Below are 15648 nucleotides of genomic sequence, written 5' to 3' on the forward strand. Positions count from 1 at the left end.
AAAGACCGTGAACGAAGCCGGTGCGTCCGCCGCAAGCGCCGCCGCCAGGGGCGCCGATCCCGCCGGCATGGCGGACCGGCAGAAGGCCGAGGCCCGGATGAATGCCGGCCTGGAGATGCTGACGAACCTGGGCAGGCTTGCGCTGGCCGGCGCATCGCTTGGCGGCAAGGCCGCGCTGGTTGGGCTGCGGGGCACCGTGCCGATGCTGGAACTTTATTCCGGGACCACGCGCAAGGCCGAACAGGACCGCGACGGTGACGGCGGCGGGCTCGAGAATCTGGGATTTTCCCGAGGCGAGGCCGGCGTCATCCGCAAGGCCTTTACCAAGGGCATCCTTGAATCGCTCGAGATCAGTTCCATCACCCATCCGGTTTACGACGGCGCGCCGGTCTATCACGCCTACAACGCCGACGGTGTGATGCAACCGCCGCATATGGTGCATTTCCTTTCGCTGGGTGCGGCCGGCTCGGCAATCTGGCGGCGGTGGGAGGCGTCCCGAGATCCGCCCAAGCCCGAGCCTGTGCCGGTCGTGACGATCCCGGCCGCCCAGACCGTCGCCTTCGTCGCCACGGCGCCCGGCGAATACGAATACATCGCGGCCCCCCAGACCGCCTCGGACATCAGGAGATACGCCATGCGTCAGCGCAGCCTCAATCCACCCCGGCTGGCGATGCTGGCCCATTCCGGCGACCCCGGTTCGATCCGGCCTGTCGGGCCGCGCATGATTTCAGAGCCAAACCCGCTGTCTGGAACCCGCGCCTGGTCGAAGGCCAGTCCCAATCGCGGCCGGACAACCGCCTTGCAGGTCGGGACCACATTCCCGCCCAGCCGCCGGCAGGGTTGCGGCTGCGGGGGCATCCCGGCGGACGGGTGCGGTTGCGGTTGCGGCGGCACGTCGTCGTGCGACTGCGGCTGCGGTGGACAAGAAGCCCGCGCCTTTCCGCCCGCACGCCGGGACGATGACGGAGGCTGCGTCAGCATCTTTTCGATCTCCTGCGAAACCCGCTGGCGCATCCGCGACTGTCTCAAGGTCTCGTTCTGCGACTTCCTGCGCTGCGTGGGCGACGAACTTTGCGAACGCGAGGAAGGCGACGAGATCGACCTTCGCGAATGCCTCGAGGATTTCCTCTGCTCGTTTCTTACCTGCCTGCCGGATGCGATCTGCCCGCCGCCCCAGCCCTGCAAGCCCTGCTGTCCGCCCCGGCTCATTGAATCCTGCCACTGCAATTTTGCCGTAGGGGAGTGAAACCATGACCGGCTCCAAGCACATCTTCGCGCCTTGCGTTCCCGGCGCGCTTCAGGGCGGCCTGCGCCGGACCGAGTTCTATGACGGCATGGTGCTGTCCGAGGCCGACATGAAGCGCGAGCAGTCCTACTGGCAGATGAAACGCCGGCTGACCAACCGCGCACTGGGCAGCGGCGTGGTCTGGGGCCTGTCGGTCCAGTGGGATGCCAAGGCCCGCGCCTTCACCATCTGCCCCGGCTACGGGCTGAGTTGCTGCGGCGACGATCTTGTCGTCGAATGCCCCGCAACCGTATGCGAGCGGGAGCTGATCGACATTTGCAGCGAGGAGTTTCGCGAACTCCTAAGGGCCGGCACCGGTCCCTGCGAGGATCCCTGCGACCGCCCGGACGGGCCGGTCGAGGCCTGCCTGATGCTGGAATACGTCGAATGCCCCGAGGATCCCCGGCGGGTGTTCGAGGATCCCTGCGCGACGCTTCCCGGAGGCTGCCGCCATGGCGCCATGCGCGAGACGACGCGGCTGCGCCTTGTGCCTCCGCCCTGTCCGTCCGAGCCTGGCGCGATCGAGCGGTTCTGCGCCAGGATCGGCCCGTTGCGCGACATGCTTGCCGCCGCCGGTCAGGCGGCGCCGGCGCCCGTCGCGGACCCGGATTCCGCCGTTTCGGGGGCGCCGTCGGTGATGATGGAAGTCCGGTTGCGTGACGCGGGCGGCAACATGCTGGAAAGCCAGAGCGAGAGGGTCGCAAGCGTTGCCGGACAATCCACCGGCATGACGTTCCAGAACGCCGCCGCACGCCGCATCGACGTCATCCTGACCCCCTCCCTCGGCCACGGCTTCCTGAGGACGCGGGACGAGACCGGCGTCGAGAAGCGGATCGAGACCTTGATGGAACTGTCGCTGTCCGAAAGCGATCTGGGGCAGAACGGCCGCATGGACCGCCGCTTTACCGTCGATCTTGCGCCGCTTGCCGGGGGCGCATCCCACGAGATCGATTACCGCATCGAAGCCATGGGGGGGACCGCGATCACCCTGTCGGCGCGGGTCGAGGCCGTGCGCGGGCCGCTGCGGGTTCCCGACTGCGGCACGCTGATGAAGGGCTGGGCCTTCGACGCCAGCCCGGCCTGCGCGGCGCGCACGCTGCTTCTGGCCGCGATCTGGGGCTGGTTCCGCGGGCTGACGGGCACCGCGCCCTGCAACGATCCGCCGGACAAGCCGGACCCCACCCGTGCCGCCATCGCCGCGCTCGTGTCCTGGATTGCCTGGCGCATTTTGTGGAAGATCGACCTGACCGCGCCCGGTGCGGCGCAGGCCGAACGCTGCCTTCGGATGCTGTTCGAGGAATGGTGCCGCGAATTCAACTATCGCGGCCCGCGCTGCTGCGACAACCACCATGGCATCCATCTTGGCCGCGTCACCGTCACGCGCAAGGGCCGCATCCTGTGCTTCGACGAATGGGCGTGCCGCCGCCATGTCCTGACCGGACCGCTTCTGACCCATTGGGCCGGCCTTTTCGGCATCGCGCCGATGGATGTCACGGCAACGCGGCTGGCCAGCTGGATCTGCTGCGTGGCGCGGACCCCCGACACCCGGCTTGATCCGGCCGCCATGAAGGCCATCCAGGCGGCGCTTTGGACCAACGACAGCGAGCTGAAGATCGGGGGCGGAGAGGTCGTTTCCTTCAAGTCCCTGCTTTCCGAGGCGGGACTTTGGGGCGGGTTCCAGTCCGCGAACGGTTTCCCGCCGCCCGCCGCCCCGGCTGCGCTTGTCCCGGCCTTCTCGGCCAAGATCGACCGCCATCTGGAAGCGCGCCTTGACGCGACGCGGATCATGGCCCGGACACCGGCCGTCGAGATGATGCAGGAAATCAGGGCGGAACTATCGCTTGCGGATCTCAAGCCGCTGGGCGACGGGGCGGTGTTTGACGCCACGCTCGCGGCGCTTGGCCGGGCCGAAGTCGCCACGGTGGACGACCTTCTTGGACGCGATCCCGAAGTGCTGGCCAGGCGTGTCCGCGCCGAACTCATGGAGGACGAGAACCTGGATGCCGCTGCCGCCGACAAGGCCGTGGGCCTGATCTATACGGTCGCGCTGCGCACGCTAGAGGCGGTGGGCGATGCCGTGACGGCTGTTGCCAGCGAGCGTGCCGACGATGATCCCTTCATCCGCGCGGATATCAAGGAAGCCGCGACGACCTCGGCCGTCCGCAAGGCGCTGAACGAACATCTGCGCGGGCGTGGCTTCAGCGTCCCGGCGATCAGGGATATCGCCGGCAGGGTCGCCGACCGGCGCTAGGCCATGGGCACGCTTGCCGTCGGTTCGCTTGCGCTGTCGCTGCGCCTTCCCGGCGGCGCGCAGAACCGCGCGGGCGCCGTCCAAAAGGTGGTCGAACGCCAGTTTCTTCCGGCCGTGCTTGACGCGATGGCCTGCGAATTGGACGCCATTTACGGCGATGCGGCCGTCATCCGCATCCGCAGCCTGACAATCCGCCTGCGCATCGGCCCCGAGATCCGCAATGCAGCCGATCTTGCGCGGCAGATCGGCCAGGATCTCGCCGCCCATATCCACGACATTGCCATTATCGCGCATCCCGCCTCGCCGCCGCCGCCCGCGGCGGCCGAGGCGCGGATCTGGCCAACCGCGGGCGCCTGGCACGGGGCCGCGCTGATCGCCGCGCTGCGGGGCGAGCCTGGTCCCGAAGGATGCGCCGACGACCTGCCCGGCCTGGCGCGGACGCTGCTGGCCGAACCGGCCGATGTGATTGCCGCCACGCTTGGCCACTGTGCCGACGCAGGCGTTATGGACGAGGTGGTTTCGGCCCTGCCGCCGTCGGGGTTGCACATGCTTGTCGCCCGTTCCGCCACGGCCTTGCCGCCCGCCATCCGGGCCAGGATCCTGGCGGCTACGGAACGGACGGGCGCGCAAGGCCCTGCCCCGGCACACCAGGCCGAAGCCGACCCCGCGCGGGATGCGCCCGCGCATCAGCGACCCTCTGACAGCGCGGATCCGGCGCGGCCTCCGCGCGACGAAACAAGCCCGTCGCGGCGGCAACCCGAAGCCTGCGCGCCGGACCCCGACCCCCTGCCCGACGGCGCGCCGCATCCCTACCCGATCCTGCGGCCCGGCACCGCCGCCGATCCTGCGGCCGCGCAGGCGGCAAAGGCTTTCGTCCCGCGCCCGCCCGCGAAGCGCACGACCTTGCCCTTTGGCAATCCGGCCCCGGCCCGTCAGACCATCCCGGACCTAAAGACCGCCCCCCCGCCGGAACGGATCGGGGCCGGGGCGCAACCGCCATCCAACCTCATCCCGACCCGTTGGGGCGGCCTCGTCTATCTGGTGACGCTGGCAGTGCGCCTGGGGATGCCCGAAGCCCTGTGGCGCATCGGCGTATCCGAGGGCGAGGCGCTGTCCGCCATGCTCGCCACGATCAGCAAGGCGCCGGACGATCCCGTGTCAGCCGTGCTTGCGCCTGAATTTCCGCGCCCTCCCGCGCCGCTCGGCCCTGTCCCGGATTGGGCGCGGCGCGACTTCTGCGCGGCCATCGCGACCGCCGCCCGCGATCTGACCGGAACCGACCTGAGTGCGCGAATCGAGACATTCCAAGCCGCCCTGGCCGAGGACTGTTCCTGGCATCTGCCCGAATGGGGCGCGGCGGTGCTGGTCGCCACGCTGGCGGAAATGATCGATCGGCCGCTTGATGCGGGGGCGCTGGCCGGCCTTCTTGGCATTGCGGGAGAGATCGGGATCGGCGCCCGGTTGGTCCGCGTCCGGCTGCCGTCCGATGCGATCGACTTTGACATCCGCCGCACCGGGCTGGACGCCAATCCGGGCTTTCTGCCCTGGCTCGACAAGCGGCTGGAAATCGAATTCGGCTCGGGCGAGGGGGACTGGGCAGGATGACGCACAGCTTCGCCCCACCTGCCGCCAAGGCCCTGCCAGCCGGCCCTGCAAAGCGCGGCGTCCAATCCCCTGCGCCCGATGACAGGTCCACGCTTGCGGCAGACGAGGATCGCTGGACCGAACTTGCGGTCATTCTGCTGGACATGCTGGAATCGGCCGGTCCCGAATCCGCCGCGGGGGCGACCGATCCGCGCGCCATGATCCCGGCGCGGCCCGAAACGGCCAGGGCGCCCACGACGACCGAGACGGGGGGCGACCCGGCGGCCACTGGCGAAAGCGCCGCCGCGACGGCCACGCCCCGCGCGCTTGCGCCGTTGCCCGGCGGGTCGGACGCGGCGCTTTTGAAGGGCGAGGAGAAGCCGCGAGCAACCGGGCCGGTGCCGATGCCCGATTTTCCCCAGGGGGGAACGCCCCTGCCCGAGGCCGCGCGGCCCACCGCCCCGCCCGAAGGCGCGCCAAAGCCCGCCGGCGCACCGCCCGCACCCGCATCGGGCGAAAATCAGGGACCGTCGCCAGGCGCCATCGTCCGCCGCTGGCAGGGGCAGGTCCGTGCCGGTGGCGCAGCGATCCCGCAACCGGACGTGAAGGTGCCGGCGGAAGGCGCGGCCCGGCTGGCAAGGGTCGGCTCGGGCGCGCAAAAACGCAACGCGGCGGCGCGCGACGGGATGACCAAGGACGCCGTCGACACTGTCCCGAAGCCGCCCGAGATCGACACGACCCCGCCCGCCCCGCCGCCGCCGAACCCGGTTCCCGAACATACGCAAAAGGTGCTCGCCGCCTCGGGCAAGCGCCTGCCGGACCAGCAGTCGATTGCCCTCAGCGCCTCGCCGGAACGAGAGATCGAGGGGCAGAAGATCGGCGGCACGATGCCGCCGCTGGGCGTCCGGCCGGTCGATCCCGACCTGTTCCAGGTTCTGATTACCCCCACGGCCAAGACGCTGGCCCAGCTTCCGCCGGGCGCCTCGGCCGAAGACATCAAGAACCAGACGGAAACCCCGGAACAGCGGCGCGTGCGGTTCGCGCTTGAAACGCTGACCCGGACCGGCGACGCGGCCGATCGCAAGGGCCGCGGACCCGAGGTCATCGCGCCCGATATCGGCCCGTTCAAGGCCGAAGGCACGACCCCCGAGAACCGCGCCAGAATCGGCGAACTTGTCGCGCGGCTGATGGCGAACACCCAGGATACCGCCGGGGACATCCTTGTCCGGCTGCGCAAGAAGGCCTTTCCGGGCGAGGCGCTGTTCAGAAACTTTCCCGATATCTGCTCCGACATGCTGGACGGGCTGAAAACCGCGTTGACCGGCGACCTCGGGGATATCGCCGACGCCGCCGGGATCAGCGGCGCCGAGCTGGACGAGATGGTCGCCAGGCGCCGCAAGGAACTTGAAGACGCCAAGACCAAGGCCGCCGACACGGTCAGCAAGCAGGCCGTCCAGGTGAAGAAGACCGTCACCGAGGAGGGCCAGAAGACCTCGGACGCCATCGCCGGCGCGGCCGAAGCGGCCGAGGAGGAAACGCTGCGCCGCCAGACGGCCGTCGCCGGCGAAAACGACCCCACCGTCGTCAATGCCCGCCGCGACAGGATCGTCGCCTGGTTCCGCGAACACGTCACCACGCAGATCACCAACTACCAGCGGGCCGGTGACAAGCGGCAGACCGAACTGACCAAGGCGCGGACCGAGCAGCAGGACGCCTATCGCGCGCTTGCGCAGCGCGAAATCTATCAGGTGATGACGCCGGCACCCCCGCGCGCCGATCGGGACCAGAACGACAAACCGCGCGAAATGACGCTGGCGGACATGTCGGTCAAAATCCGCCTCTGGTCGGACGAGCGACTCAAGATCGTGGGCGAGCATTTCCGCAAGGCGCTGGCCCTGGCCTCCGCCACGACGGACAGCAACCGCAAGGCGATCGAGGGCGCAGGCTCGGCCGGGATCGAGGCCGCCCGGCGCTGGGCCGAGGACAAGATCCTTGCCGGGAAAAGCTGGTGGCAGCGTTTCGTCGCCCGCATCCGGCGCTGGCTGGGCGAGGCCAAGGATGTCAACGAACAATGGCGCGTGCGCCGGGGCCGCGAGAACGCCAAGGCCATCGCCGACGACATTCTTGGTGCCGAACTGGCCGCCAAGGCACTGGCAAAGGACGTGGACCAGAACACCGCGCAGCAAATCAACCAGATGACCGACGCCCAGAAGGCGGCGTTCGGGACATTCTACAACAAGGCCAAGGGCAAGCATCCGCTGGACTTCGCCGCCGACCGGCTGAGCGACAACCTGACCCGCGATCACCAGGCGGGCGCGACCCAACGGTTCGAGGCCGCGCTGATCGCGACGCCCGTGTCCGGCGGGGACCATGCGACGGCCAACAAGCTGAACGATGTCGCGCGCAGCCAGGGCGCGGGATTCGACGCGGCGCGGATCGCGCAGAACGTCCATGCCGCGATGGATCAGTGGGGCACCGACGAACAGCGCATCTTTGACAGCCTTCGGTCGATGACGGTCCTGCAAGGCGCGGTGGTGCGCAAGATGTATCGGGCCATCTTCGACAGCGATCTGGACAGCGACCTTGAAAGCGAGATGAGCGGCGAGGAACTTGACCAGGCGATGGCCGAACTGGAAGGCAAGCAGGCCAAGGCCGACGCCATCGCGCTGCACGATGCGATGGCGGGGCTTGGCACCGACGAAGCGACGATCATGCGCACCCTGCGCAACAAGTCCGAGGCCGAGCGCGAGGCGATCCGCGCCGAATATCTGCGCCTGTATGGCGTCACGCTTGACGCGGACCTCAAGGACGATCTTTCGGACGGGAACGAGATAGACCAGGCGAACGCCCTTCTGGCAGGCGACAACGAACTGGCCGACGCCATCGAATTCGACGAGGCGATGCGCGGCGGGATCATCAGCACCGGCACCGACGAGAAAAGGATCGAGGAGGTCCAGAACCGCGTTCGGACCGAGGTTCTGGCCATGGCGAAAGGCCAGAACTGGACATCGGACGAGATGGAGGCCGAGGTCCGCCGCCGGCTGGCGCTGATCGAGAAGAAATTCGGCGAAAGATACGCCAAGGTCGAGCAATACAACGAACCCGGTCTTGAAGGAGAGACCGTGCTGCGACGCGCCTTCAAGTCCGAACTGAGCGGGGCGGAACTGGATCTTGCCAACGCGCTTCAGGACAACGACCTAATCAAGGCCGATGCCGCCCGGATCGAAATCGAGCGCACCGGCTTTTACGCCTCGGATGACCGGATCAATGGGGTTCTCCGCTCGCAATACGAACGCGCGCTCGAGGCGCGGCGGCTTGACGAGGGGCCGGCGCGGAACATGCGCGTCCGGCGGCTGGTCGATGACCTTCGCCACGAGCCGGGCGTCAGCGACAATGAAGTCTCGCGGCGGCGGATGGCTCTTGAACGCCAGATGGAGAAGGAGATCCAGGACGGCGCCCAGCAGGACAGCCGCCTGTCGATGGACAGCCTGAAGCAGGTCTATCAGGACAAGTATTTCTGGCCGCTGGAATATGTCGTCGAAGTAAACATGTCGGGCGAGGACCGCATCAAGGCCCGCAACATGCTGGAACAGGGCGGCCGGCTGGATCCCCTGCAAGAGATCGAATACGCCACCCGCACCGCTGGCACCGACGAGGAAACAGTGCGCCGCGTGGTCGGCCGCATGACCAAGGCGGAACTCGAGGTGCTGGCCGCGCAGTGGGAAAAGCGGCACCCCGGAAAAAGGTTCCGCGACATGCTGATAGGCGAGCTGGACGGCCGCGACCTGTCGGATGTGCTGGACATGTACGACCATGGCAAGCCCACCAGTGCACTGGAGGCGATCGCGCAGGAAGAACGCCGGGTCGACCGCGAGGCGAACCAGCTGACGGGCGTTCTTGGCGGCGCCGCGGCGGGGCACGAGGCGGCGTGGATGAAGTCCGAATTGGGTCGCCTGCAGGAACTGAAGGCGGGCCTCTTGCGGACCGACTGGCCCGACACGGACGAGGCGCGCGAGGAGCGGGCGCGGCTAACCGACGAACTGGACTTCCGGGTCGAGCGGGTGCAGGCGGCGGTCGAGGATCACCGGCGCCGCATCGACAGCGTGACCGACATGGCAGCCCAGATCGTCGGCATCGTCGTCGCCATCGTCGCGGCGGCGATCATCACCGTGGTGACAGCCGGGACCGCGGGGCCGGTCATGGTGCTGATCCTGGCCTCTCTCTATGCCACCGTGGCGACGATGGCGACGAAGCTGCTAATCAAGGGCGGCGCCTATGGCACGCAGGACTTTGCCATCGACGCTGCGGTCGGCGTGGTCGATGCGGCGATGTCGGCCGCGACCGCCGGGCTGGGCACCAAGATCCTTGGCCCGATCAAAACCCTTGTAAGCGCGACCAGGCTTCCCGCGCTTGCCGGCAGGATCGGCAGGACCGGCGTGGCGCAGCGGCTGGCCGGGATGGAGGGGATGGGCCTTGCCGCACGCGCCGGGCGCGCCATCGCCCCGACCCGCGAGGGGGTCGAGCGCGCGGTCGCCCGGTTCGCCGCCGAAGGGATCGAGGATGCGGCGTCCTCGGTGCCCTCGACGATGATCCAGACCATGGCCGACGACAACGTCTGGAAGGGCGACCCGCTTGCTAATTTCCTCTCGGGCACCGGCATGGGTCTTGCGCAGTCGGTCGCCATGAGCCGCACGCTGGATCTTTCCAGGACGGCCGCTGGCGGCCTGTTCCGAATGGGTCATTCCGCGATCTTCGAGCCGGGTAATATCGGGCGCGTGAAGGAGTTGAACCGGATCATCGGAGAGCATTTCGATTCGTTCCGGCAGGAAAACCCCAACGCCTCGATCGGCGAGTTCTTGGCCTCGCCGCAGGGCCGCAAGGCCAGGGCGGAGATCGAGCAAAGCGGCCTGATGAAGGAAATCCGCGCCTCGGCCGAGGCAGCCGAGGCAGCCGCGGGATCGCGGCCGCCCCGCGGTGATGCCGAGGGCGAAACGGCGCGTCCGGCAAGCGCCCCAAAACCGGACGTGGACGGCACCCCGGCCCATCCGGATCCAGCCGGGCCGCGCATCGCGGCGATGCGGGCGGTCTTGCCCGACATGATCCGCGAGGGCACTTTCGTCACCCCGGATCCCGACCTTCCGGGCCGTTCCGTCCATGTCGAGCCGCTGCGCATCGGCAACCGCATCGTCGGCGTTGATGTCCGCGTCGGGCCGGGTGCGACGGCAATTGATGTGGCGCTTCATTCGGGCACGATCCATGCGATGCAGAAATACATGGGAGTTCTGGGCAATGTCCGGCGCGTCCTGCACGACCTCATCAACAACGCGAACGCCACCGGCCTGACCATCGGATCGCGCGGGTGGGAGGCGCAGCTTGAGCTTGCCAAGCTGCCGGCGATCATCCACGAGCGCATGGAGGCCCTGGCCAAGGCCGGCTCGTCCCCGGATGCGGTTCTGCGGGCGCAGTCAGAGGTGCGGTGGCTGGACGCCCAGCTTCTGCACCACCGGACGATCCTTTCCGACCCCCGCCTGGCGGCGCAGCAAGGACGCGGCTTCGTCGCGGCCGACGATATCGACGATGCCGACGCGGCCAGGGAAATGCTGAAGGGCAGTCGGCCGAAACGGATCAAGCCCAAGCAGGTGGACACGCTTTTCGCGCTTGCCAAGGGCGGCAACGAAACGGCGGTGATCGGGCACCTGACCGGTATGAGCCACCTTGACGCAGAGTTCGCCCGGCGCGCGGCGCAGGCGGTCGATGGGGTGATGGGCACAGATTATGCCGATCAGTTGCGGGTCAGGATGGCCGAACGCAAGGCGGATGCCAGAGAGCGGCAGGAGGGGCGGGACCGTCTTAGGGCCGAGCAACTGCCCGAGCGCGTCCGGCGTTTCGTCGAAACCATGTCGCGGATCCTGGACACGGGTGCGCAGCGGACCGACCGGATGTTCGACGAGACGCTCGACTGGATGACCAACCCCCAAAGACCCAAGGCCAGCGAGGACGAAGGCCGAAGTCTCGCGCGCTTCGAATGGCGCCAAGAGGAAATGAACGCGATGCACGAGATTACCCAGCTTCTGGGCAGGATCATGGACGACCGGGATCTGACGCTTAGATTCGCGGTGGCGGACGCATCCCGCGCGGGCATTCCCGAATTTGCCCGCCATGACGAACTTCTCGGCAAGCTGGCCGATATCCGACGATTCAACGCGGCCCTGGGCGCGGCGACGGCCGAGGGCAACGCCGGAAACCTGGCGCGCCTGCAGGACGCGCTTTCCCGGCTGGACGTGCAAGCCCGCGAGAAGGCCGCGAACCTGCTTGGCCACCTGCCGATCCGAGAGGAAGGATTTTACGGCAGACGCCCCGCGTCGCGCGAGACCGCGCGAACCGCGAGGGGAGAAACCGAGATCGAAGTCATTCCCGGAACATCGGGCAAGCTGGAAGGCATGCTTGAACGCAGCATTCTTGAACAGAACATCGACGCGATGGAGCAGGCGCGCGGTTTCATCCGCGATTTCGATCCCGATCTGGTTCTCGGGGTCCAGCGGGGCGGCGCCTTCCTGCTGGAATCGCTTGGACCCGGCTTCAGGACCGAGGCGGTTCCCAAGGCCCCAACCCACGAGAACGAAAACCTGGGCGGATTCGAACAACCCAAACCGGCGGGGTACGAGAGCGTCGTGGGCACCCGTGGACCTCATCTCGTCAAGGCCATCATCGACGCGATCGGCGACGGGACGAGGGATTCCTACCGCTTCGTCGTTCTGGACGTCATGATGGGCGGGCTGGCCATCGGTGACATCCGCCGCAACGTCTTCGACGAGGTGATGCGGCGCCTGCCCGAGCATGTCCGGCCAAAGGTCAAGTTCGAAAGCATCTGGCTGCGCGAACAGCACGGCTTCGAGCGGAGCGAACTTGCCCCGGAAGTCACGAACCTGCTGGACTTCCTGAACCTTTCCGACAATCCGGCACCGATCATGGGCCGGTTGCGCGATGCGGCGCACCAGTCGGACGAAGCCTTCCGCGCGGCGGTCCTGGAGTTCGCGATGAGCACCGTGCGCCAGGATCTGACAGGCAGCGACGCCCCGATGGACCGCATGCTGTCGCGGTCGGCCAGCTGGGGCAAGCTGACCGACCCCGAGGCGCTGGCGGTCCTGCGCGACATCTTCCGCGCGGATCCCGAACAGCTTGCGCATCTGCTTGGCGACGGCCTCGAGGCGCGCCGGCCGTTCGAAGCCGAGATCGTTCGGGAAGGAGTCAACGTCACCGAACGCATCATTCCGGTTCGCCTTGCCGCGGGCGACGACATGAAGATCGTGATGGAACCCGGCACCAGTTCCGACCCGATCGTCATCGTTGACATCAAGACCGGCGAATATCGGATCCTGCCAGTCGGGACGATGGATCCGGTGACGCAGGAAACGCTTTCGTCGCAGCGTGCGATCGTCGCGGCCATCCTGCAAGGCCACTTCAAACTTGACTGGTAAGGATCGATGCCCAGCCCGCACCATGCCCCGGAACCCACGATCCCGCAGGTGCTGACGCGCAGCATGGGTTGGGGCGATCTCGTGGCGCAGCTTCAGGCCGCAGGCTGGTCGCCGCTTGACCCGCCGTTCGAACCTGGCCCGGTCGAGTGGCGGCGCAACGGCGACACACTCTGGATCCTCCGCGACCTCGCGACCCGGAACCTTGTCCTGCGCCATGGGCAGGGCGCTTTCATTCCGGCCGGCCTGCCCATCATGCGGCCCGAGGAAATCGCCCGCCTGGCGCGGTCGGCGGACGCCTGGGACCGGCTGGCGGCCTTGCAGGGCGCAGAGGGTGCCGATCCCCGTATCTTGGCGGCCTGCACCCTGGCGCTTGTCGCGGATCCCGAACCGGCGATCGCCGAGCAGGCCTTGGCCTTGCTCGAACGCCTTGGCGCCGGGCTGTTGCCCAAGGATTCCGCCGCCGCCCTGTTCCAGATCCCCGGCTGGCGTCGGGAAAAGCTCCAGATGATGCGTTGGTGGATGCGCGACCGCCCGGCCGACCCGACCCGTATCGAAGGCGCCCTTGCCCGCGCGCTGACCGATCCTGACTGGGAGATCGCCGTCACCGCGATGCTTGCCGCCGGAACGCTGGGTCTTGGCGGCCTTGCCCGCCCTGTCGCCCGCATCCGACTGCCCGAGACAAAGGCCGAGGGCGTGACCCAGGACGAGGCCCGCATGATCCTCGCGTTGCGCGACGCCGTGCTGATCCGCCTTGGCGGTTCGGCGGGCAAGGCGCTTCCGCCCGGCGTCGAGGCGGTCCTGTATGGCGATCCCGACGGCCTGCCGCCGGGCCTGCGCGACACGGCGGCGGCGCTCAGCCAGCCGCTGCCGGTCGGCACCCCGCCCGAACCGGCGCCAGGCATCACCATCGGCCCCGCCGGACCGGCCCTTGCCGATGGCACCCTGCTGACGTGGGTGCCGCCCGGCACGTACCGGCTTGGCACGCCGCTTGCGCCGCGCGGCACCGTGCCGAACCCACCGCACAGGCTGACGCTTGATCGCGGGTTCTATATCGACAGCGTCCCGCGCCCGCCCCTGTCCCTTGCCGCAGCGCAGGCCGAGGCGAGGCGGCGTGGCGGAAGCCTGCCGACACCCGACCGATGGGAAATGGCCGCCCGCGGCGCCGACGGCCGACGATACCCTTGGGGGATGAATGCCGGAACGCCCACCGATCTTTCGCCCCTGGGCCTCGCCGGTCTGACCCGAGGCCCCGGCGAATGGCTGGATCCCGGCCCTGACGCGCTGCCTCTCATCGCCGGCGGAGCGGCCTCGCCGGTGCCGGCCAACCGGCTGCCCTCGCTTGCATCAAAATCTCGAAGCCACCGGGTGATTTTTGTGATATGATCGCGGCAAGATTGACTTTGCTACGGTTCCGGCCTCCGTCTGAAGGGAGGGTTGCTTGGTATGGATCGTTTTTCATTACTTCTTTGCGTTGAACATCGCATTTACAGGGAAGGGCTTCAGAAAGCCCTTGCAGACCGCCCGGAAATCCGTGCTGTCCTTGCCTGCGACGGTCCCGCCCACATGGATAGACATGCGCTCGACGGGGTCGATTCCGTTCTTGTGGACGTCCGTGCCAACCCGTCCGGCGACGCGGCGGCAAGCGTTCGAACGGCCTTTGCCGCTGCTTGCGGCAAACCGGTTGTCGCGCTCGGGCTGGACAGGGATGAAAATGCGCTGCTGGCCTCGGTCGAGGCCGGGGCGGCCGCCTGCGTCACGGTGGACCAGTCGATCGACGATTTGGACATCATCGTCCAGTCCGTGCTGAAAGGCGATCTGGTCTGCCCGCCCCGGATCAGCCGGCTGTTGCAGGAACATCTTCTTCAGATCTCGTACCGCGAACGCGAGGTGCATCGGCTGACCAAGCTTTCAAGCCGCGAATACCAGATCCTGTCCCTTCTGAAAGACAGCCTGTCTAACAAGCTGATCGCACGCCAACTCGGCCTCGAGGTTCCCACCATCAAGAACCATGTCCACAACATAATCGTAAAGCTGAACGTCCAGAGCCGGACCGAGGCGGCGGCAATGCTGCGCGGCGCCGGTGAGGCGCTTCAATGACAACCTGAATCGGTCGTCCAAGATCGGCATCGGTATGGCAGGGCAAGGCAAGGCGCGTCAGGTCCGGTTGAACAAGCCCGTGTCGTTCGGCGATGCGCGCCCAGATCGCGGCATCCTCCGCCATCTGTGCTTCCAGCCGGCGGACGATTCCGTCAGAGGGCATGGCTTCGACCTCGAACCATTCCGCGTTCCGGGCCGCGTCGGTGGTCGCGGCCACAGATCTCGGCCGAATGGACCAGCGTGTGGCCTTCTCCATATCTCGAAACGACCCGAATCTGCGGTGGCGGTGCTGCACAACGACATGCTGCTGTTCTATCGCAATCGCATCGGATCATCCCGACTTTGCGAATGCCCAGGCTGCGATCCCATGGCGCGGGATCCGTGGGATGCGCAATCGCATCGCCCATGGGTCTTTCGACATCGCCCCGCATGTGGTCTGGACCATGGTGCAGGCTGAACTGCCCGCGCTCATCAAGCAACGATCTCGGCCAAAGTCGGGCCACAGCCGCCAAAGGGGCGGCAGTCACGAAAACGGCCCCACCACCGAGCCCGGCAGCGTCAGGTGGGGCCAAGAGCGGTCTGACAGCGGTGCGGCATGGCAACCATAATACCACGCTGAAGCGGACGTTCCTCCACCTTGCAGCATCTTCTGGATCGCGCCAGGTTTGTCGGAGCAAAGTCGAAGTGTGGTACAGTTTTACAAAGTTGGTAATTCCCGCGAGGACCAAATGAATTCTCAGAAAGACGGTTTGCCATCCTGCAAGCCGAACGCCTGGGGCAAGGCCGATGCGCACGGCGAATTTCATGCTCTGGAAGCCCATTCCATGGATGTCGCTGCGGTGTTCGAGGCCCTGTGCATGTTGATTTCCACCCAGAAGTGACCCAGGCAGGCTCATAATTTCCATTGAGATTTGACCCATGTGACCCTTCCCCGACGCGGAGAGCGGAGGGGG

At 67.5% G+C, this 15648-nt stretch carries 8 protein-coding genes; all 8 read left to right on the forward strand.

Features of this window, described 5'->3' with window-relative positions:
• Positions 1-7 precede the first annotated feature (7 nt).
• The 8 genes from CHB77_RS10850 (at position 8) to CHB77_RS18320 (ending at position 15576) form a co-directional block, all read left to right on the forward strand.
• Complete coding sequence (locus CHB77_RS10850; protein WP_131023346.1) at positions 8-1246, forward strand: hypothetical protein; 1239 nt, start codon at positions 8-10, stop codon at positions 1244-1246.
• Positions 1247-1250: 4 nt separating this feature from the next.
• Entirely contained in the window at positions 1251-3536 is a 2286-nt protein-coding gene (locus CHB77_RS10855; protein WP_089388221.1) for a hypothetical protein, read from the forward strand.
• 3 nt (positions 3537-3539) lie between these two features.
• Positions 3540-5141: a YML083C domain-containing protein gene (locus tag CHB77_RS10860; protein WP_089388222.1), complete on the forward strand. Its 1602-nt coding sequence runs from the start codon at positions 3540-3542 to the stop codon at positions 5139-5141.
• The gene (locus tag CHB77_RS10865) at positions 5138-12598 is read left to right on the forward strand and encodes a hypothetical protein (RefSeq protein ID WP_089388223.1); all 7461 of its coding nucleotides are present in this window, start codon (positions 5138-5140) and stop codon (positions 12596-12598) included. Before CHB77_RS10860 ends, CHB77_RS10865 begins: the two co-directional genes overlap by 4 nt.
• 6 nt (positions 12599-12604) lie before the next feature.
• The gene (locus CHB77_RS18315; RefSeq protein WP_089388224.1) at positions 12605-13981 is read left to right on the forward strand and encodes a hypothetical protein; all 1377 of its coding nucleotides are present in this window, start codon (positions 12605-12607) and stop codon (positions 13979-13981) included.
• Positions 13982-14161: 180 nt separating this feature from the next.
• Complete coding sequence (locus CHB77_RS10875; RefSeq protein ID WP_165456256.1) at positions 14162-14695, forward strand: response regulator transcription factor; 534 nt, start codon at positions 14162-14164, stop codon at positions 14693-14695.
• Positions 14696-14925: 230 nt separating this feature from the next.
• The gene (locus CHB77_RS10880; RefSeq protein WP_089388250.1) at positions 14926-15303 is read left to right on the forward strand and encodes a HepT-like ribonuclease domain-containing protein; all 378 of its coding nucleotides are present in this window, start codon (positions 14926-14928) and stop codon (positions 15301-15303) included.
• A gap of 120 nt (positions 15304-15423) precedes the next feature.
• Entirely contained in the window at positions 15424-15576 is a 153-nt protein-coding gene (locus CHB77_RS18320) for an HD domain-containing protein (RefSeq protein ID WP_165456257.1), read from the forward strand.
• Positions 15577-15648: the final 72 nt, after the last annotated feature.

Origin of the sequence: Paracoccus sediminis, from assembly GCF_900188295.1 — a bacterium.
GTDB classification, from domain to species: Bacteria; Pseudomonadota; Alphaproteobacteria; order Rhodobacterales; family Rhodobacteraceae; genus Paracoccus; species Paracoccus sediminis.

Excerpts from the sequence above, each read along its gene's own strand:
- CHB77_RS10855 (WP_089388221.1), top strand. The coding sequence starts at position 1,251 with ATGACCGGCTCCAAGCACATCTTCGCGCCTTGCGTTCCCGGCGCGCTT.
- CHB77_RS10860 (WP_089388222.1), top strand. The coding sequence starts at position 3,540 with ATGGGCACGCTTGCCGTCGGTTCGCTTGCGCTGTCGCTGCGCCTTCCC.
- CHB77_RS10865 (WP_089388223.1), top strand. The coding sequence starts at position 5,138 with ATGACGCACAGCTTCGCCCCACCTGCCGCCAAGGCCCTGCCAGCCGGC.
- CHB77_RS18315 (WP_089388224.1), top strand. The coding sequence starts at position 12,605 with ATGCCCAGCCCGCACCATGCCCCGGAACCCACGATCCCGCAGGTGCTG.
- CHB77_RS10875 (WP_165456256.1), top strand. The coding sequence starts at position 14,162 with ATGGATAGACATGCGCTCGACGGGGTCGATTCCGTTCTTGTGGACGTC.
- CHB77_RS10880 (WP_089388250.1), top strand. The coding sequence starts at position 14,926 with ATGGACCAGCGTGTGGCCTTCTCCATATCTCGAAACGACCCGAATCTG.
- CHB77_RS18320 (WP_165456257.1), top strand. The coding sequence starts at position 15,424 with ATGAATTCTCAGAAAGACGGTTTGCCATCCTGCAAGCCGAACGCCTGG.